This is a genomic window from Kineothrix sp. MSJ-39 (assembly GCF_018917935.1).
Classification (GTDB): domain Bacteria; phylum Bacillota; class Clostridia; order Lachnospirales; family Lachnospiraceae; genus CAG-194.
On the sequence record NZ_JAHLPN010000006.1, the window covers coordinates 88,755 to 109,011 of the forward strand.

Sequence of the window (20,257 nt, forward strand, 5' to 3'; positions counted from 1 at the left end):
TCCTATTCCGTAAATATCAAATGCTTTCTGTTCTTTACCCGTTCCTGATATGATGTGATCGCTACCGCAATTACCAGGATCGCACCTACGAACAGGTTGTTCCAGGAAGAAGAAAGACCGATCATGATCAGTGTGGAATTTAACAGGTATGTAATCAGTACACCAAGCACAGCACCAAAGATCTTGCCCTGACCGCCTGTGATCTTTGTACCACCGATAACAACTGCCGCAACAACCATCAGTTCATCACCGACCATCTTATTCGGATACAGTGCATTTACCTGTGCTGCGTACACAATACCCATCATACCGGCAAGTGCTCCTGAGTAAGCATATACAAACAACCGGATCTTAAAAGGATTAAAGCCTGCTCTTCTTGCAGATTCCTCATCATTACCGATCGCTACGATGCCACGTCCGATCATAGTCTTCCGCAGGATAAAATAAGTGGCAAGTCCTGCGATCAACACCGGGATCAGAGAAACGGTAAGTCCTGTAGAACCGTTAGCCGTTGCTACCTTAAATAAGGTTCCCTGTCCAAACTTATGCAGGCACTCCGGTAATACACCGGAACCAAACGATTTATCGCTGATAAAAGTTGTCATGATACCATGGAACAGATTCTGTGTACCGAGTGTGATGATAAAAGGCGGAAGCTTCAGCCAGCTGATCAGTACCGCATTGATAAGTCCGAGTACAATACCGATCGCCATGGAAACGACAAATGCAAATGCCAGATTATTGATGCCCGTCTGGATCATGATATACAGTGAAGTATAGCTGCCAAACAAAGCGATCGCCATAAAGGATACATCAATACCGCCCGATATCATAACGACCAGAAGTCCCATTGCCACGATCATTGTCGTCGAAGATGTTTTGATGATATCAAATACTGTCTGGATCTGGAAAAATCCCGGATTCTTGATCGTTACGAATACACTGTATACCACAATGATGATCAGCAGCATTCTCTGAAACGGATCTATTTTTTTAGTCATTGTGCCACCTCCTGGGATAACGCTTTTTCCTTCTGGTTTCCGATGATCTCTGCCAGATGCTTATCAGCGCCCTCCTGCATTAAATCTTCTTCCGAAAGTTCCACAACACATTTGCCATGTGCCATAACAAGAACTCTGTTACAGTTTGCCATGACTTCCTGTATTTCATCGGAGATCAGGATGATCGCCATTCCTTCATCGGCAAATTTGTGGATCTGTTCGTAAATCTCTGCTTTGGAGCCGATATCGATACCGACCGTCGGTGTATCCATGATAAATACCTTCGGACTGTTTGCGATCCACTTACTGATAACAACCTTCTGCTGGTTACCACCTGATAATGTACCGACAACCGTGTCGATCGATGGTGTCCGCACCTTTAATTCCTCCACATATTTTTCTGCGATCTCATTTTCCTTTTTCCGGTTTACGATACCCTTTTTGCAGATCGTATCGATGATCGGTGCGGAAATATTTTCCTTGATCTTACGCTCAATAAACAGACCTTCTCTGGATCTGTCTTCCGGCAGAAGTGCGATACCGTATTTTTTAGCCACCATCGGCGATTTGATATCTACCTCTTTACCGTTTACTTTGATCACACCTGCCTGTGTTTTGTTCAGACCGAACAAAGACATTGCCAGTTCCGTACGGCCTGACCCCAGAAGACCTGTCAGTCCGATGATATCACCCGGTCTGATGGTCAGGCTCATATCCTCGTACTGCCCCTTTCTGGTCAGATGTTCTACGGAAAGGATTGGTGTATTGTCCTTATAAGTTCTGTGATAACGCGGATATTCGATCTCTCTTCCCGTCATATAATAGGAAAGACTCTTTTCATCCAGATCACTGCTGTTGAAATCACCGATCTTGTTACCGTTACGGAAAATGGTGATCTTATCCGCCACTTCAAATACTTCGTCCAATTTATGACTGATAAAGACGATCGCCAGCCCTTTTTTCTTCAGTTCCAGCATGACCTTCATCAGATGACTTACCTCTGTTTTCGTCAGTGCTGTCGTCGGCTCATCCATAAACAGGATCTTGGCATTCTGGGCAAGCGCCCTGCAGATTGCTACCATCTGCTTGTTTGCCATGGAGATTTCTCCGACTGTCTCGTCCAGATCCATGGTCACGCCAATCTTGTCAAGCTGCTCCTTTGCGATCGCTTTGATTGTTTTCCAGTTGATTAATTTTGTATTTTCAAATTTCAGCTTGCTGATCGCAATATTTTCCGCAACCGTCATGTGCTGAAACAATGACAGATCCTGATAAATAACCTGGATACCATGATTCATGGCTTCGATTGGTGTCATCGATCTGCAGGTCTGTCCTTCTATCTGGATCGTTCCTTCATCCGGTGTATATACGCCTGAAATGCATTTTACAAGTGTTGATTTTCCACAACCGTTTTCTCCCGCAAGGCAATGAATTTCCCCTGCATTGATCGTAATATCAATATTGTTTAGCGCACGAACGCCAATAAAGGATTTACTTATATTACTGGCACTAAGAATAGGTTCCATCGTCCTGCCTCCCAAATGTATTTTTCGTTTTCCCTATGAATAAGAAAAACTGCTGCTTGCGCGAACAGTCTTTCTTATTCTCAGGGATTCTGGATTCGTTATTTCTTTATTTTAGAAATTGTAATCGTCAATATTATCTGCTGTAAATTCAAGTGGTGCATTACCATATCCAACATTGCCATCAAGTGAAATGCTTTCATAGCCTGTTGCCTTTAAGTCTGTTCCGTCAGATACACCCTGTCCTGATGCGATCAGATAAGCTGCGTAGCATGCTGCATAACCTGCATCAGCCGGTCTCCAGCAAAGTCCGTTTGCCATAGAACCATCTTTTAAGTAGGTTGCTGACATAGAAGGAAGTGCAAGGGAAACAACTTTTACAGTTCCGCCCAGATCATTTTCCTGTAATGCTTCACAGATACCGCCACCCTGTGCGGAGCAGTCAAAGAAGCCTGCGATGTCAGGATATGCTTTTAATACTTCAAGGGCCTTATCATGTGCGCCTTCTACGCTGTTGCCATCTTCATATGGCTCTTCTGCCACATTTTCCATATCCGGATAGTTTGCTTTCAGGTAAGAAACTGCTGCATCGTACCATGCCATATGTGTTTCCATTGTAAGACCGCCTACAAAGCCTGCATATTTACCTTTTCCACCCATAGCTGTTGCTAACTTCTCAGCGAATAATTCGCCAAATGTTTCATTTACAAATGCTTCTACATCCAGATCAACGCTGTCTGCAATACCAGGTGCTTCATGTGTTACAACTACGATGCCTGCTTCTCTTGCTTTTTCAATCGTTGGTACCAGTGCATTAGGATCATTCGGTACAACACAGATCGCATCTACATCCTGTGCGATCAAATCTTCCATAATAGAGATCTGGCTTGCTGCATCTCCTGTTTCCGGAACCTGTACGGATACATTTAAGCCTGTGTCCTTCTTCAGCTGTTCAATACCTGTTGCCATATCATCGAACCAGGAATCGGACTGCTTTACTACCATGACTACTTTGTAGTCTGCCGGGTCAGCACCTTTATTGTCTGCTGCCGCATCTGTACTGTCCGCTGCCGCATCTGTGCTCTCCTCTGCTGCCGGTGTCTGTGTGTCACTGCTGCTGTTATCGCTTGTACTGCCACAGCCTACTAATAAAGTAGCTGCCATTGCGACGGATAATACTACGCTTAAAAACTTTTTCTTCATATCTGTTACCTCCTTAGTGATAAATCCTCTGCAACATTCTTTGTATCTCCTGCAATGTTGCTTTTGCTTTACAAGTGTTATTATAGTGTAGATATTTTCAAAAACATATACACAAATCCGAGGTCAACCTTTAAAAATCCGACTTCCGATTTTGCCAAAAAAGAAGAATTGTATTTCCTGTCATTTTCCGCTATACTGCTAGTGAATCCAAAAGAAAAGAGGTCAGAATGTGCGTAAAACAAAGCATCCGCTGCGAATGTGGTTTCGCAATGCACCCTTAAAAATAAAGATAGCACTCATTACCGCTTTTGCCATTTCACTGACAAGTATGGCTTCTCTGATCGGCAGTTTTATCTTCATGCATTCCTATAATAATCTGCTCTATCAGGCTCTGGCTGGCTCTTTAAGTTCCAGTGCAGAGGATATTTCATCCAAGCTTGCCAATATCGAATCCATGACGAATTCGATCATCTCCAGTCAGGCGATCCGGAAAAATCTGATCTCCCTGCTGGATGAGACGCCTTCCGATATTCTGGATCAGAATGTAGATAATATGATAACGTCCTCCCTGATCGATTACTATCAGAACTATAAGAATAACGATATCAATTACATCAGCCTGTATAATCCGCGGTTTACTTCCTCCAGTTATAAGGCTGCCATCAGCGAACTGCCCGACACCATCCGGGACACTGTCATACAGGCCGCGGGAGAAAACTCCGGTTATGCCTGCTGGATCACGGACTACTGCAATACATACGGCCTGTTTCTCGGCAGAGACTCCCGCCGGGTACAAAATCTGAACTTCGAAACACTCGGTACCGTCATTGTCAGCGTGGATCTGGAAAAACTGATCAGTTCCTCAACCCAGTCCATCTTAAACAACGGCTCCGCACAGTATATTTTATATGAAAACGGGCAGGAGATCTTCCACTCCCGTTCTCTGGATGCCACACAGATCCGGGTTGTTCATGAGGACCTGCAGGGAAATTATGAAATCCTGATGCTGGGCGGCTCACCATACTTCTGTACAAAAGGAAAGATTGCCAATAACAACTGGGATTATATCTGTCTGATCCCTTACACGTATATCGCACATACACTCAGGCTTACCAGATATCTTTCGTTTGGAATATTGCTCTTTTCCATTCTGGTCGTGTTTATTCTTTCCAGATTCATGATCCGCTCCATTACCGCAGACTTTGCCTCTCTCGTCGATAAAATGAAGCAGTTCGGACAGGACGAATCCACACTTCCGGTTTCAGAGGAAGCCTACGCTAACCGTGTGGATGAAGCAGGGATCCTGCACCAGCAGTTTGACCAGATGACCGTGGAAATCCAGAGTCTGATCCAGCAGAACTATGTGAATGAGATCCTGACAAAGGATGCACGCTTAAAAGCACTGGAAAGTCAGATCAACCCACATTTTCTATACAATGCACTGGAATCCGTCAACTGGCGTGCCAAAGCGATCGGCGCGACCGATATTTCCGAAATGGTGCAGGCTCTCGGGGATCTGCTGCGCGCCACACTCAGTCATAAAGACGGGAATTTCACAGTCAGACACGAGCTGCATATCGTAAACGACTATATTACGATCCAGAAGATCCGCTTTGACGAGGAGCGTCTGGACTATCAGGAAGAGATCTCTCCCGATATCCTTGATGCGGAACTGCCGCAGATGACCATACAGCCCCTCATCGACAATGCCATCAATTATGCCATGGAGGTTATTACAGAAACCTGCCATATTATCCTGACAGGATATGCGGTAGACAATGTCATCCATATCAAAGTGACCAACAACGGTTCACAGTTTGAAGATCACTTACTGGAAAAACTGGAAAGCGGTTCTGTGAAATCACATGGTATCGGTATCGGACTTTTAAATATCCATCAGCGTATCCAGCTGATCTATGGCAGCGACTACGGCCTGACCCTTTATAATACGGATGAAGATCATGCAGTCGCAGAAATTATCATTCCACAAAGTAAGGTGTAATACATGTTAAAATTACTAATAGCAGACGATGAAAAAACAATCAGAGAAACCATACGTTCCTTTATTGACTGGGAATCCCTTGACATTGAAGTTGTCGGAACTGCAAAAAACGGCATTGAAGCCTACAATATGATCCTGGATCTGTATCCGGATATTGTTCTGACCGATATCCGGATGCCCGGTCTTTCCGGGCTGGAGCTGATCGAGAAGATGTATGAGATCAACAAGAATATGCAGTTTATCATCTTATCCGGCTATAATGAATTTGAATATGCCAAAACTGCCATGCAGTACGGTGTCCGCCACTATCTGCTCAAGCCGTGCAGCGAGCAGCAGATCATCGACAGTATCCAAGAGATCAGACAGGACTATCAGACCCGTATGATCCAGAAAAATATCCTTGCGGAGCACGACCAGCTGAAAAGCCAGCTTTACACCAGTATGCTGATCAACATCATCAACCATTACCTGGCACAGGGTTCGGATCTGACACCGGAGCTGGAAGATACCTTTTACACAGAATACCGCAGGCATTTCGGCAATGTCGAGCAGTCTTATGAAGTCTGCTATCTATACTATCTGGAACCGCATAACCATATGGAAGCATTTGAAAAGATCTCTGCGTTCTGGGAACAGACTTATCCGGGTGTCCGTCTCCATCTTTTATATGTTCGAAATACCATGGTGCTGTTTTTCCGTTCCTTTGCAGATTCTTATGCGGAATTGTCCGCCTATTTATCAGCGCTGTCCTTTGCAGAGCAGGCAACAACGCCGCTTGCCAGACTGTGCGGTTTTCCGGATCTGAAAGCAGCCATGCATAAGCTTACCTCGCAGATCCGGCGCTATGAAGAGATCCTTTATTACAATGGGCAGACCAGCCTTTTGATCAACAACTATGATAATATTCTGCGGGATATCCAGGCATGTGCGGACCGGATATTCCACAGCACAGAAAATACCGAGGCTGATCTGTCCCTTCTGCTTTCACAGATTGAAAACATACAGCAGCTCAGCTTTTTAAAACAGATCGCGCCTTCCCTGATCATGAACGCCGCTTCCGTTCTGCCATCCTTTGGCATTGTCGATGCTGTGGATTTTCTGATCGCACTCGACCGGGAAACAGATACTGCTGTCTACCGTGAAAAGCTGATACAGCAGCTTACCAGACTGCAGCAGATGAAAACGCCGGTCTCCTCCACAGGCGAGATCAGTGACAAGATCAAAAACTATGTCCGGGATCATATCGAAAACCCGGAGCTTTCTTTAAAATGGATCGCAGAGCACGAGCTCTATATGAATGTAGATTATATCAGCAAGAAATTTGTCAAAGAAACCGGGCAGAAATTTTCTGCCTATCTGACGGAAATGCGTATTAAAAAAGCCAAGGAACTGCTGTCCGGCCCTGATCCCGTTCCGATCGCAGATGTTGCGGAGCTTGTCGGATGCGGTAACAATCCGATGTATTTTTCCCAGATTTTCAAAAAAGGAACCGGAATGAGTCCGAGCAGTTATGTGAAAATGATACAAAAACCGCAGTCGTAACGACTGCGGTTTTTTGCAACTATTCAGAACAGTTATTCATATTCCTTCAAAATGTTCAGGAAATATTCTACATTTTCCATTGGTTCACCGCGGAATACCGCAGAACCAGAAACTAAAATATTGGCACCGGCTTCGATGATGTGTCTGGCATTTTCCTTGTTGACACCGCCATCCACCTCTACATCGACATTTAAGTTCCGCTCTGTGATTGCCTTGCGGATCGCTACGATCTTCTGCGTACAGCCTTCGATATATTTCTGTCCGCCGAATCCGGTATTGACTGTCATGATCAGCACCTTATCTACCTTATCCAGATACGGTAAGATGGCGGAAACCGGCGTCTGCGGATGCAGGGAAATGCCTGCCTTACAGCCAAGGCTTCTGATCGTTTCCAGTGTTTCTACCATGCACTTGCAGGCTTCCACATGGATCGTGATCCCATCTGCGCCAGCCTCGGCAAATTCCTCGACATAACGCTCCGGCTCTGTGATCATCAGATGGACATCAAAAAACTTATCCGTCAGCTTACGGATAGAGCGGATGATTGGAAATCCGAATGAAATAGACGGTACAAACACACCATCCATAACATCAATGTGGATCTGCTGTGCACCTGCCTTATCGATCTGTACAACCTGTGCACCCAGCTTGGCAAAATCTGCCGCTAATATAGAAGGGGCTAACATCATCATTTGCTAATATCTCCTTTTTTCCTTGCATTCTTCATACATTTTTACATAGCTGTCATAACGTGACTTACTGATCTTCCCCTTAAGAAGTGCTTCCCTGACGCCGCAATCCGGCTCATGAATATGGGAGCAGCCGGCAAAACGGCAGTTTTTATACTGCAGTATTTCCCGAAATCCCTCTTCTATTTCTTCTTTTTCAAAATCATCCATACGAAGTGACGTAAATCCCGGCGTATCCAGAATATACGTATCTTTCTCGACCTCGATCAGCTCGCTGTGGCGTGTTGTATGCCTGCCACGCTCTGTCTTTTCGCTGATCCCGCCTGTCTCCATCTGCGTACGCTCCTGCAGCATATTGATGAGGGACGATTTGCCTACGCCGCTCGGGCCTGCTACCGTGGAACACTTCTTATGCAGATATCCCTTCAGCACATCGACACCTTCTCCTGTCTTTGTGCTTGTAAAAATGACCGGATACAACGGTTCATAAATCTCCCTGATCTGTTTCTGCAGACTGCCGTCCGCATCCAGATCCATCTTGTTAAAACAGATGATACTGTCAATGCCTGCAAGCTCCATTCTGGCAAGAAAGGTATCCAGCAGCATGAAGTTTGGCGCAGGGCTTTTTACCGCAAAGATCACGATCGCCTGATCGATATTGGCAACAAGCGGCCGGATCAGTTCATTTTTCCGGTCCATGATCTGATCAAGACTGCCCGTTTTTTTGTCTTCGTCAAGGATGCTGATCGTCACATAATCCCCGACAAGCGGCTTTCTCTTTTCATTCCGAAAGCTTCCTCTTGCCTTACATTCATATAAAGAGTCATCTTCTGTCCGGACATAGTAAAAACCCGCGATCCCCTTTATGATTCTTCCGTGCTTTTCCATTCCTTACTCCTGCTCAAACTGAACAGTGACCGGTGATGTCGTAACATCTTCTGTGATCGGTTCCTCAGACTCTTCTCCGGTTTCGGAGTCGATCACGGTCTGCATGGTTGTTGCTGTATAAGAATAAGTCAGTGTACCACTGCTTACGTTAAATCCTGTCTCATTGACTGCACAAGGGAAAGAAGAGGTTGTAAAGCTTCTTGTTGTACCGTCACTTGCTGTGATCGTTACCGTTACATTACCGCTTGTATAACCGCTCGGTGCATTTAAAGTCGTTACATATTTATAAGTGTGCTTTTCCGGTCCGACACTCAACTGGATGTTGACACTTGTGCCTTCATCCACTTCACTGTCCGGGCTGTAGCTCTGGGAAACAACACAGCCTTCCGTTACGGTATCACTGTAGGTCTCTGATACGGTACCACAGACTAAACCTTTTTCAGCCAGCTTACTCTTGGCTGCGGACTCTGTCATGCCTCTCAGATCCGGTACCGGTACTTTCTTTACTTCCGGACCCGTGCTGACAGTCAGTGTGATCGTTGCACCGCTCTCTGCCTTGGAATCCGCTGTCGGATCCTGTGAGATAACAAGACCTTCCTGTACGCTGTCGGAAGAGGACTGTGTCACATTTACCTTAAAGCCTGCTGCCTCGAGTGTACTCTTTGCCGCAGCTTCTTCCTGTCCGGTTACATTTGGTACTGCCACGCCGTTACTGCCGCTGGATACGACAAGAGCGATCGTAGAATACATATCTACTTCTTCTCCCTCTTCCACATCCTGGCTGATCACCTGATCTACTTCATAGGTATCGGACTCTTCCTTTGTGACTCTGGTACCAAGTCCGATGTCATTCAGTGCTTTCTTGGCATCTTCTACATTCATGCCCACCACACTGATCATCTTTACCTTACTTTCATCTGTTGTTTCATCCTGTGTGATGTTACTGTCTGCCTTTGGTGAACTCTTGAATACACCAAGTGCATTTGCAACAAGCACCAGTGCCAGAATACCGATGATGACTGCTGCCACGATCGCCAGGATCGTTGTGATCCGTTCCATTTTCGGATCCATATCGTCATCCTCGTATTCTTCTGTATCTTCCTCGTCTAATTCTTCCGGTTCTTCTTCCTCTTCCTCGATCGGTTTGTATTTGCTATTGATCCGCTCCTGTCTGACCGGTTTTTCAGGCTTCTCTTCTTCCGCTTCCTCTTCTTTCTGGGAATAAGAGCTTCTCTGTACCTCACGGTCTTTCAGACGCATCGGTGCATCCAGATCGATCCGGTCTGTCCGCTGTTTGATCTCTGCAATATCCTCTTCGGAAATTGTCCGTGTCTCACCGCCCGCATCAAACGGAACCATTTTGACAAAATCTTCATCCGGTGTGATCAGTGCCTTTTTCAGATCGACAATGAGCTCACCCATAGACTGGTATCTGCGATCCGGGCTCTTCTGCGTACATTTGAAGATGATCTGCTCCACACAGACAGGAATTTCGGAAACGTACTCTCTAGGGGATGGCATATCCTCCTGAATGTGCTTGATCGCGATCGCAACCGTCGTTTCCCCGTCAAACGGTACACGGCCTGTCAGCATTTCAAACATCGTGCAGCCGAGGGAATAGATATCACTTCTTTCATCGGAAAAGCCGCCACGCGCCTGCTCCGGTGATGTATAGTGGACAGAACCCATGACGTTGGAAGTGATCGTATTGGAAGTGGCTGCCTTTGCAATACCGAAATCCGCGATCTTTACCTTACCCTCTTTGGAGATCATGATATTCTGTGGTTTGATGTCCCTGTGAATGATGTGATTGTTATGTGCTGCCTCAATACCCATAGATACCTGAATGGCGATACTGAGTGCCTCCTTCACGGAAAGACGTGCTTTCTTTTCAATATAATTCTTTAATGTGATGCCTTCGACAAGCTCCATAACGATATAGTAAATACCGTCCTCTTCGCCGACATCATAAACATTTACGATATTCGGGTGCATCAGACCTGCTGCAGCCTGCGCTTCCACACGGAATTTGGAAACAAAGTTTGTATTTTCCGAAAACTCCTGCTTTAAGACTTTGATCGCTACATAACGGTTCAGCTTATGACACTTCGCCTTATAGACGTCACTCATCCCGCCTGTCCCGATCTTCTCCAGAATCTCATATCTATCACCAATAATCATACCAATTTTTATCATTTCTTCACCTCATCTGCAAAGGGTTTTATAAGCACTACTGCAATATTATCCTTACCGCCGTTTTGATTTGCCGTATCGATCAGCGCACGCGCCGTCTCTACTAATGTTTTGTCATCCTGATGCTCGTTCAGAACCTTCAGGATCTCCTGATCCTCTACCATGTTGGTCAGTCCGTCAGAACACATAAGTATCCTGTCTGAGGGGCGAAGCTCCACAGTAAAGAAGTCGATGTCCACATCATCCTTTGCCCCGATGGCTCTCGTAATGATGTTTTTATCCGGATGCAGCCTTGCTTCTTCCCGCTTGATACCGCCAAGTCTGACCATTTCCTCTACCAGAGAATGATCTCTTGTGATCTGGCGTATCTCCTGCCCGTTTGCAATGTATAACCGGGAGTCTCCCACATTGGCGACCTGCAGATATCTGCCGATCACCGTCGCGACAACTACCGTTGTTCCCATACCGTAAAGATTCTCGTCTTCACTGGCTCTCTGCCGTATCTCTTTGTTGGCAGTCCGTATCGCCTTCTGTATTATAATAGAAGGATTCTTTTCAAAGGATGCTTTGATCTCGCGTTCAATCGTCTCTACCGTATAACGTGATGCATAATCTCCTGCCTTGTGTCCTCCCATTCCATCTGCTACGATGAACAGATTGGGCATATTTCCAATCGGTTTTCCGGATGAAAATACATAGTCCTGATTCAGTTGTCTTTTCCTGCCGATGTTAGTCTCGGAATACGATTTTAACACGAAGAGTCCTCCTCGCCCATTTCATCTAAATGTCTTTTCCTAAGTTGTCCGCATGCGCCGTCAATATCCCGGCCCATTTCCCTTCTAATTGTAACATTGATTCTGTTTTTTTCAAGCTTGTTTTTAAACACCTGCACGTAATGCGTATCAGGCGCCACAAAATCACGTTCCTTGATCGGATTGACTGGGATCAGATTGATATGACTGCCTACACGTTTTGCCAGTGCGGTCAGCTGCTGCGCATCCTCCGCAGAGTCGTTGACCCCCTTTACCATGCTGTACTCAAATGTGACACGTCTTCCGGTCTTCTGGTGATAGTATGCACAGGCTTCCATCAGTTCATCAATCGAATATTTGTTAGCGATGGGCATCAGCTTTCTGCGCTTCTCATCTGTTGTCGCATGCAGACTCAGCGCAAGCGTGATCTGCAGATTTTCCTCTGCCAGCTCATAGATCCGCGGTACAAGGCCACACGTGGAGACCGTTACATTCCGCTGGCTGATATGCAGTCCGTTTTCATCGGTCAGAAGGCGGATGAATTTCTTTAAATTATCAAAATTGTCAAACGGTTCTCCCGTTCCCATCACGACCACATTGGAAACACGTTCCCCCGTCAGAAGTGTGATGGCGTAGATCTGGTCAAGCATTTCCGACGGCAGCAGATTTCTGGTCAGTCCGTCCAGTGTGGAAGCACAGAACCTGCAGCCCATTCTGCAGCCGACCTGTGAGCTGATGCAGACACTGTTTCCGTGCTTATACTGCATCCAGACAGATTCCACCACATTGCCGTCCGCAAGCTGGAATAAAAACTTCTGTGTACCATCGATCCTGGAGATCTGCCGCTCTAGCAGCTTTACAGCCGTAAAGGCATAGTTTTCCTTTAACTGATCCCTCAGCTTCTGTGATATATTTGTCATCTCATCGATGCTGCGCACAAGGTGCACATGCATCCAGCCATAGATCTGTCCGGCGCGGAATTTTTTCTCGCCCATGGCAAGCAGCTCCTGCGTCAGTTCTTCCAGATCCATTGATTTGATATCTTTCTTCTCCATTGTATTATGCCTTGTTTCTCCTGCATTTTATCATGTAAAAGCCATCTGTTTCTGCCGATGGCAGCAATTCTTTTTCCTCCAGTAAGGTAAATGGGCAGTTTTCCAGAAACCAGTCTCTGTTATCCTGATTTTCCGCTTTTGTCAGCGTGCAGGTACTGTACATCAAAATACCGCCCGGCTTTACATACTGCCATACCACGGAAAGGATCTCCCGCTGCAGCGCAGCAATATCCGCCACCTGCTCCGGTGTCATCCGGTATTTGATATCGCTCTTTCTGCCGATCACACCAAGCCCGGAGCATGGCAGATCCGCGATGACCACATCTGCTTTTTCTACAGCCTGTGGATCTAAAACGCGTGCATCCCATACAAGTGCCTCGATGGCATCTGCCGCCCCGGCACATCTTGCGATATTTTCCTCAATCAAGCTGACCTTATTTTCCGTCAGGTCACGCGCCTGCACACTGCCTTTCCCGTGCAGCTTAGCCAGTGCGTGCATGGCTTTTCCGCCCGGTGCCGCACAGACATCGATCACGGTATCACCCGGCTTTATCCCGGAAAGCTCCACAACCTGCATGGAACCGATATCCTGCATGAAAAAGCCGCCTTGTGCATATCCCGGCAAAGCGTCGATATGATCGACCTGCTCCAAATAGTAAGCATAAGGTAACTGATTTGACTGTGTTACCTTTACGCCCGCCTCTGCGATCTGTGAAAGCATCTTGCTTTGCGCTTCCTTGGACATTGCTTCGTTGACACGGATCGTCAGCGGTCTTTTTTCAAGCTGCGCCTTAAGCATATCTTCTGCTTTGCTGCCATACTGCGCCTGCCACAGCTCTACGATCCATAAGGGCATAGAATACCGGACAGACAAATACCTAAGCGGTTCTTTTTCCCGGTCGGGCAGGGCAATCTGCTCCTTATTCCGGGATATCGTCCGCAGAATACCGTTGACAAAGCCTTTCAGCGGGCCAAAGCCGCGCTTTGTGGCAAGTTTTACACATTCATTGCATACTGCCGCATCCGGTACTGCGTCCAGAAACAGGATCTGGTATGTTCCCATGCGCAGGAGCGTACGGATGAGCGGTTTCATCTTCGGTGTTTTTGTCTTGGCAAAGCTGTCTATCACATAATCAATATAAATCTTGTTTTCTATCGTTCCCTCGCAGGTGCGCTTGATAAAGCTGCGCTGCTGCTTAGGCAGATAATCGTACTTTTGTAAAACACTGCGCAGCACAAGATGGCTGTACTGTCCTTTTTCCAGTATTTCCATCAGGCTGTCCAGTATGATCTCACGGTCAGTCATCTCTTCTGCGTCCTCCACCGAAAATCAGGATCAGACGAAGCAGCTGTATGATCGCAGATGCTGCAGCGGCCACATACGTCATGGCAGCGGCGGTCAGTACTTTCCTGCACATGCCGACTTCTTCTCCCTGCAGGATATGCTGCTCGTCCAGAAGCCTTACCGCACGTCTGGAGGCATCAAACTCAACCGGCAAGGTAACAAGCTGGAACAGTACCGCAAGGGAAAATACCCAGATACCGATCTGTACCAGTGTCATGTTATAACCAAGGATGCAGCCCAGAATGATGATCGGGATTCCCGCCTTGGAGCCTAAGTTAGCTGCAGGCACCAGTGAAGAGCGTATCCGCAGCGGTGCGTAATTTTTGTTATCCTGTATGGCATGTCCGCATTCATGCGCCGCAACACCGACTGCTGCCACGGAAGAAGATCCGTAGGTGGCATCGGAAAGACGCAGCACTTTTGCAGACGGATCATAATGATCGGTCAGCGAGCCGCTCACATGCTCTACGGTCACATCATAAATGCCCGCACTGTATAACAGTGTCTGTGCTGCCTGCGCGCCCGTCATACCGGTCATGCTGCGCACTCTGTCATATTTCCGGAAGGTGGCATTTACCTTTGCGGATGCGATGATCGATGCGATCGCACATAAAATGACTAAAATATAAGTCGGATCATAATAATAGCTGTAATATGGATAATAACCCATTATCTTTGCTCCTTTCCGTTATCCCAGAACAGTACCTGCCTGTGGTCTGTGTCCGCGCAAAAAGTCCTTGACCGGCATACGTTTCTTGCCTTCCAGCTGTACTTCCAGAAGCTCTAACACGCCATCTCCTGTCTGTACATAAATGCTGTCATCCGTCACACGGACGATCGTACCGGGCTTTTGCTGCTCATTTTCACTGTTTTTGGCAACACGGCTCTTCCAGATCTTTAAGGTCTTTCCCTCATACTTTGTGTAAGCACTCGGCCAGGAATTGAGCCCTCTTACAAGACGCTCGATCTCCACGGCAGATCCCGAAAAGTCAATATGTCCCAGCTCTTTTGTCAGCATTTTTGCATAGCTGCTCTTGCTTTCATCCTGTTTTACCGGTGTGATACTGCCATTTTCCAGCTTTGGCAGTGTTTCAAGCAGAAGCTGTCCGCCCGCCTCGCAAAGCTTGTCAAACAGGCTCTCGCCCGTATCCTCTGCTGTGATCGGTACGATCTTCTGCGTCAGGATATCGCCGGTATCCAGTCCCTCATTCATCTGCATGATCGTCACGCCGGTTTCTTTTTCCCCGTCGATGATCGACCACTGGATCGGTGCTGCCCCTCTGTACTTCGGCAAAAGGGAAGCATGGATATTGATACAGCCAAGGCGCGGCATTTCCAGTATCTCTTTGGACAGGATCTGTCCGAAAGCCGCTACCACAAACAGATCTGCATCATACTGCTTCAGCTCCTCTACCGCTTCCGGGCGTTTGATCCGCTCCGGCTGCAGGACCGGGATCTGATGCTGCATGGCGCATACCTTGACCGGGGATGGCACCAGTTCCTTGCTCCTGCCCTTTGGTCTGTCCGGCTGTGTCACGACTGCCAGCACCTCTACACCGCCGGCTAGCATTGCCTGCAATGGCCCTACCGCAAAATCCGGCGTTCCCATATAAACTACTTTCATTCTTCTTCCTCCATCTCGTCCTCATCGTCCGGCACAACGTTCATCAGCTCGCCCTCTACCTTTTCGACATAGAGGTGTCCGTCCAGATGATCGATCTCATGCAGAAGTGCTCTCGCCAGAAGTTCTTCTCCTTCCACGATGAACTCTTCCATATCTTCATTATAGGCTTTTACCTTCGCATAATTCGGTCTTGTCACAATACCTGCCTTGCCCGGTACGGAAAGACAGCCTTCCTGTCCGGTCTGCTCACCGGATGTTTCAAGCACCTCCGGGTTGATCAGAAGTAACGGATCATCCCCGCAGTCAATGACAACGATCCGCTTCAAAATGCCGACCTGCGGTGCTGCCAGTCCGACGCCCTGCGCCTCATACATCGTATCAAACATATCGTCGATCAGATCTCTAGTCCGGTCTGTGACTTCCTTTACTTCCTTACATGTCTTATTCAGGATCGGATCTCCGATCTCTCTGATTTTTCTCAGTGCCATTTCTTTTTCCTCACAATCTTTGTACTTATCTGTCGTTAATATCCATGTACCGGATCCATATCGTAATATACCAGTATGGATTTCATTCTGTCTTCGTTTTTCTGGCAAAACAGCTCCATCCAGCCGCGAAGCCGCATAAGCAGTGCTTCATCCGGTGATTTGAAATAAGCGATCTGGCGGAACATATCGTTGATCCTGCCGATAGAAGCCGGTGCAGGCCCGATGACCACAAGATCCTTCCGCTCCTTTGTCTGCCTGCGCAGCATGGAAAGCATCTGTTCTGCCCAGAATAACGTTTCTTTTTCGCTTTTTCCCGTAAACAAAACTGCCAGCATATGTGCTGCCGGCGGATAACCAAGAAGCTTGCGATAGGTCATTTCCTCCCGGTAGAAGCCGTCATAATCCTGCTTTGCCGCATAGACCACGCTGTAATGATCCGGCTGATACGTCTGGATCACAGCCTCGCCCGCCATACTGCCTCTGCCTGCTCTTCCGACTGCCTGTACCAGAAGCTGGAACGTGCGCTCGCCGCTTCTGTAATCTGCCGCCAGAAATGACAGATCCGCAGCCAGAACGCCCATCAGCGTTACCCCAGGGAAATCATGTCCTTTCACGATCATCTGCGTACCGATCAGGATATCCGCTTCCCGGTTTGCAAAGGCTGCCAGTATCTTCTCATAATCATCCTTTTTTTTCGTTGTATCCGCGTCCATCCGCAGGATACGTGCATCCGGAAACCGCATCCGCAGGCTGTCCTCCACCTGTTGTGTTCCCGCCTTAAAGCCGAACAGATATCTGCTCTGACATTTGGGGCAGACAGTAGGCTTCGGCTGTTCATAGCCGCAATAATGGCAGACCATTTTCTGCCTGTGCTCGGAAAGCGAGACATCACAGTGCGGACATTTCATGACATAGCCGCATGCCCTGCAGGATACAAAGCCCGAAACGCCTCTTCGGTTCAAAAACAGCATGACCTGCTGCTTCTTTTCCAGCCGGTCAGCGATCGCTGTTTCCAGATGTCTGCTGAAGATCGAGCTGTTACCACTGGCTAACTCCTGCCGCATATCTACGATCTGCACCTCCGGCAGGACTGCATCTCCGATCCGGTCCGTTAGTACATATTTTTTATAAATCCCCTGCTGCGCCCTGTAATTGGCTTCCAGAGAAGGGGTCGCAGATCCCATGACCACACAGGCATCCGTCATTTCCGCCAGATGGACTGCCACCTCTCTGGCATGATATTTGGGCATGGAATCGCTTTTGTAGCTTGTCTCATGCTCCTCATCTATGATGATCAGCCCCAGCCTTTGAAACGGGGTAAACAGTGCACTTCGCGGTCCGATCATCACCTGTACTTCGCCACGCTGGGCCCGCTTCATCTGATCGTAACGCTCTCCCGCGCTCAGCCGGGAATGCATCACAGAAACCGCATCGCCGAACCTTTTGTAAAACCGCAAAAGTGTCTGGTATGTCAGGGCGATCTCCGGGATCAGCACAATACACTGCTTTCCTCTTTGCAGCATGGCATCGATCATTTCCATATACACTTCTGTCTTGCCGCTTCCCGTAATACCGTGCAATAGCACCGGTTTCCGGTCTCCTGCGTCATACGAACGGATAAAATCATCCGCAATTTCCTGCTGCGCCTCTGTCAGCTTCTTCTTCTCTCCGGGCAGTTTATCAAAATGTACCGGATTGCGGTATGTTTCATAGCTTTCCACCCGCAAAATGCCCTGTGCCGCCATACTCGTTACCGTCTGCGGCGAAACTGCCAGCTTACCGGTTACCACTGTATAGCTGAGCGCCGCTCCCTCCAGCAGTGCTTCGAGGAGCCGTACTTTTGCTGCCTGATGTTTTTTCTGTGCCTGACACAGATATTCTCTTGCTTCGTTTTCCGTTACTGCCAGCGTTACCTCCCGGTAAACCACCGCTTTTTTCTCCTGCTTGACGGGAAGTACCGTTTTCAATGCGGCGATCATCGTACAGCCATAATAGCTTCTGATCCATGCAGCTAACTGGATGCTGCGCTCTGTAGCTTTCACAGAAGCCGGAACAATCTCCTCGATCTCCTTCAGCTTATCATCCGGAAGCTCCGCCTGCTCTGAAAATCCGATCACATACCCTTCCTGTATATGATTACCTCTGCCAAACGGAATATGCACACACATACCAATCTCCAGTTCTGTCTGCAGCCGCTGTGGCACGATATACTGAAACGCGCGGTCAATCTTTTCGTGGGAGATCCCCACGATCACATCCGCATATTTCTTTTCCATGTTTAAATCCTTCCAGCAAGTACATCCGCAATGATATCTCTTTCATCCATCGGATATTTCTTCCCTTTGATCTCCTGATAATCCTCATGTCCCTTACCGGCAAGTACAATAACATCCCCCGGCTGTCCATGGCGGATCACATAGGCGATCGCTTCTTTTCTGTCGATGATCTCCACGTATTTTCCGTCTGTCTTGGAAATCCCCACCTTAATATCATCTATGATCGCCTGCGGCTCTTCGTTACGCGGATTGTCGGAGGTGATCACTGTCAGATCCGCCAGCTTTCCGCTGACCTCACCCATCTCATAACGTCTGAGCTTGGAGCGGTTTCCGCCGCAGCCAAACAGACAGACAAGTCGTTTTGGCCTATATTCCCGCAGTGTCGTAAGCAGGCTTTCCAGCGCCATGGCATTGTGTGCATAATCGATCATCAGTGTGAAATCATCCGATACTTTGACAAGCTCGATCCTGCCTTTGACATGTGCCTGGAGAAGTGCTTCCTTCACTTCATCTGCCGTGACACCGAAGTGATTGCAGATCGCGATCGCGCAAAGTGCATTGTAAACACTGAATCTGCCCGGTGCATGCAGCTCGATATCCAGATTTACCTTTCCTCTTGCCTTAAAATCAATGCCGAGGAAACCTGCGCCGCTGATCAGCTTCAGATCCTGTGCCCGGTAATCCGCATTCTCTGCAAAGCCGAATGTTTCGATCTGGCATGTATGATCCTTGATCACATCCTGATAATGGGCATCGTCACAGTTGACGATACCAACCCTGCACTGCTTGAACAACAAGCCCTTACAATGCATATAATTATCAAAATCCTTATGCTCCAGCGGGCCGATATGATCCGGCTCGATATTGGTGAAGATACCGTAATCAAAGAGGAAGCCCTGCGTTCTGTGCAGCATCAGTCCCTGGGAAGAAACCTCCATAACAACTGTGTCACAGCCTGCCTCGACCATCTTTGCAAAATATTCCTGCAGGATATACGACTCCGGTGTTGTATTGTTTGCCGGGATATGTTCCTGTCCGATGATCGCTTCGATCGTACCGACAAGCCCTACCTTGTGTCCTGCGTGCTCTAAAATCGATTTTACCAGATACGTGGTGGTCGTCTTTCCTTTTGTACCGGTAATACCGATCACCTTCAGCTTTTCTGCCGGATGTCCGAAATAAGCGGCAGATACAAATGCCAGTGCATAACGGCTGTCCTTTACCCTGATCACCGTCACGTCTGCGCCCGCCGGCAGCAGATCCGATACATCTTTTGTCACGATCAGTGCTTTTGCGCCCTTCTTTACCACATCCGGTATGAAAGTATGCCCATCTACCGTTCCGCCTTCAATACAGATAAATAAAGAACCTTCTGTTACCTTACGCGAATCATATACTACATCCTTAATCTGCATATCTGCTGATCCGCTGACCAGTTCATATTCCAGTTTTTCCAGTAATGCTGCCAGTACCATATCCATTCCCCGCTTTCTGTTATGATGTCAAAACTTACTGTTTATCATATCACACTTTGACACACTTTACAATTTCCGCCCCTGCTTTGTGGCTGTTTCTAATTCTTTTCTATTCTTTTTCGTTTCTTTTTATACTTTCTACACACTTTATTCACATTTTATTTTTATCCTTATAAGCAGTGATAGAGAGATTTATCACTC

At 47.4% G+C, this 20,257-nt stretch carries 16 protein-coding genes; 2 read left to right on the forward strand and 14 right to left on the reverse strand.

Annotated elements, in window-relative coordinates; translation table 11 throughout:
- Nucleotides 1–2 precede the first annotated feature (2 nt).
- The 3 genes from KQI22_RS05775 to KQI22_RS05785 all read right to left on the reverse strand — a co-directional run bounded on the left by KQI22_RS05775 (nucleotide 3) and on the right by KQI22_RS05785 (nucleotide 3,727).
- A complete protein-coding gene (locus tag KQI22_RS05775) occupies nucleotides 3–1,001 on the reverse strand; it encodes an ABC transporter permease (RefSeq protein WP_216551154.1) in 999 nt (332 codons plus the stop codon).
- Nucleotides 998–2,527 (reverse strand): sugar ABC transporter ATP-binding protein, encoded by a 1,530-nt coding sequence (locus KQI22_RS05780; RefSeq protein ID WP_216551155.1) that lies wholly within the window; start codon nucleotides 2,525–2,527, stop codon nucleotides 998–1,000. Before KQI22_RS05780 ends, KQI22_RS05775 begins: the two co-directional genes overlap by 4 nt.
- Before the next feature lie 111 nt (nucleotides 2,528–2,638).
- On the reverse strand, nucleotides 2,639–3,727 hold the full coding sequence (locus tag KQI22_RS05785) for a substrate-binding domain-containing protein (protein ID WP_216551156.1): 1,089 nt from the start codon (nucleotides 3,725–3,727) through the stop codon (nucleotides 2,639–2,641).
- Between the two features lie 229 nt (nucleotides 3,728–3,956).
- On the opposite strand from KQI22_RS05785, the gene KQI22_RS14025 reads away from it, so the two are divergent.
- Together KQI22_RS14025 and KQI22_RS05795 are read left to right on the forward strand one after the other, a co-directional pair.
- A complete protein-coding gene (locus KQI22_RS14025) occupies nucleotides 3,957–5,729 on the forward strand; it encodes a sensor histidine kinase (RefSeq protein ID WP_216551157.1) in 1,773 nt (590 codons plus the stop codon).
- A 3-nt stretch (nucleotides 5,730–5,732) separates the two neighbouring features.
- On the forward strand, nucleotides 5,733–7,271 hold the full coding sequence (locus KQI22_RS05795; RefSeq protein WP_216551159.1) for a response regulator transcription factor: 1,539 nt from the start codon (nucleotides 5,733–5,735) through the stop codon (nucleotides 7,269–7,271).
- 32 nt (nucleotides 7,272–7,303) lie between these two features.
- Here the strand turns inward: KQI22_RS05795 and rpe are convergent, their stop codons facing one another.
- From rpe to KQI22_RS05850, 11 genes are read right to left on the reverse strand one after another with little or no spacing between them, the layout of a single operon-like run.
- The gene (gene rpe, locus KQI22_RS05800) at nucleotides 7,304–7,963 is read right to left on the reverse strand and encodes a ribulose-phosphate 3-epimerase (protein WP_216551160.1); all 660 of its coding nucleotides are present in this window, start codon (nucleotides 7,961–7,963) and stop codon (nucleotides 7,304–7,306) included.
- Nucleotides 7,964–7,966: 3 nt separating this feature from the next.
- Nucleotides 7,967–8,848, reverse strand: coding sequence for a ribosome small subunit-dependent GTPase A (gene rsgA, locus KQI22_RS05805; protein ID WP_216551162.1), 882 nt, complete (start codon nucleotides 8,846–8,848; stop codon nucleotides 7,967–7,969).
- Nucleotides 8,849–8,851: 3 nt separating this feature from the next.
- Entirely contained in the window at nucleotides 8,852–11,044 is a 2,193-nt protein-coding gene (gene pknB / locus KQI22_RS05810) for a Stk1 family PASTA domain-containing Ser/Thr kinase (RefSeq protein ID WP_216551164.1), read from the reverse strand.
- A complete protein-coding gene (locus KQI22_RS05815; protein WP_216551166.1) occupies nucleotides 11,041–11,796 on the reverse strand; it encodes a Stp1/IreP family PP2C-type Ser/Thr phosphatase in 756 nt (251 codons plus the stop codon). Before KQI22_RS05815 ends, pknB begins: the two co-directional genes overlap by 4 nt.
- Entirely contained in the window at nucleotides 11,790–12,848 is a 1,059-nt protein-coding gene (rlmN, locus tag KQI22_RS05820; protein WP_216551168.1) for a 23S rRNA (adenine(2503)-C(2))-methyltransferase RlmN, read from the reverse strand. Before rlmN ends, KQI22_RS05815 begins: the two co-directional genes overlap by 7 nt.
- A 4-nt stretch (nucleotides 12,849–12,852) precedes the next feature.
- Nucleotides 12,853–14,154, reverse strand: a complete 1,302-nt coding sequence (gene rsmB / locus KQI22_RS05825; RefSeq protein WP_216551169.1) for a 16S rRNA (cytosine(967)-C(5))-methyltransferase RsmB — start codon at nucleotides 14,152–14,154, stop codon at nucleotides 12,853–12,855.
- Nucleotides 14,147–14,863: a zinc metallopeptidase gene (locus KQI22_RS05830; RefSeq protein WP_216551170.1), complete on the reverse strand. Its 717-nt coding sequence runs from the start codon at nucleotides 14,861–14,863 to the stop codon at nucleotides 14,147–14,149. Before KQI22_RS05830 ends, rsmB begins: the two co-directional genes overlap by 8 nt.
- Before the next feature lie 18 nt (nucleotides 14,864–14,881).
- The gene (gene fmt, locus KQI22_RS05835; protein WP_216551172.1) at nucleotides 14,882–15,817 is read right to left on the reverse strand and encodes a methionyl-tRNA formyltransferase; all 936 of its coding nucleotides are present in this window, start codon (nucleotides 15,815–15,817) and stop codon (nucleotides 14,882–14,884) included.
- Nucleotides 15,814–16,305 carry a peptide deformylase gene (gene def / locus KQI22_RS05840; protein WP_216551173.1) on the reverse strand — a complete coding sequence of 164 codons (492 nt, stop codon included), beginning with the start codon at nucleotides 16,303–16,305 and terminating at the stop codon, nucleotides 15,814–15,816. The genes fmt and def overlap by 4 nt, the downstream gene beginning before the upstream one ends.
- Before the next feature lie 35 nt (nucleotides 16,306–16,340).
- Nucleotides 16,341–18,581, reverse strand: coding sequence for a replication restart helicase PriA (gene priA / locus KQI22_RS05845; RefSeq protein ID WP_216551175.1), 2,241 nt, complete (start codon nucleotides 18,579–18,581; stop codon nucleotides 16,341–16,343).
- Between the two features lie 2 nt (nucleotides 18,582–18,583).
- On the reverse strand, nucleotides 18,584–20,056 hold the full coding sequence (locus KQI22_RS05850) for a UDP-N-acetylmuramoyl-L-alanyl-D-glutamate--2,6-diaminopimelate ligase (protein ID WP_216551217.1): 1,473 nt from the start codon (nucleotides 20,054–20,056) through the stop codon (nucleotides 18,584–18,586).
- Nucleotides 20,057–20,257: the final 201 nt, after the last annotated feature.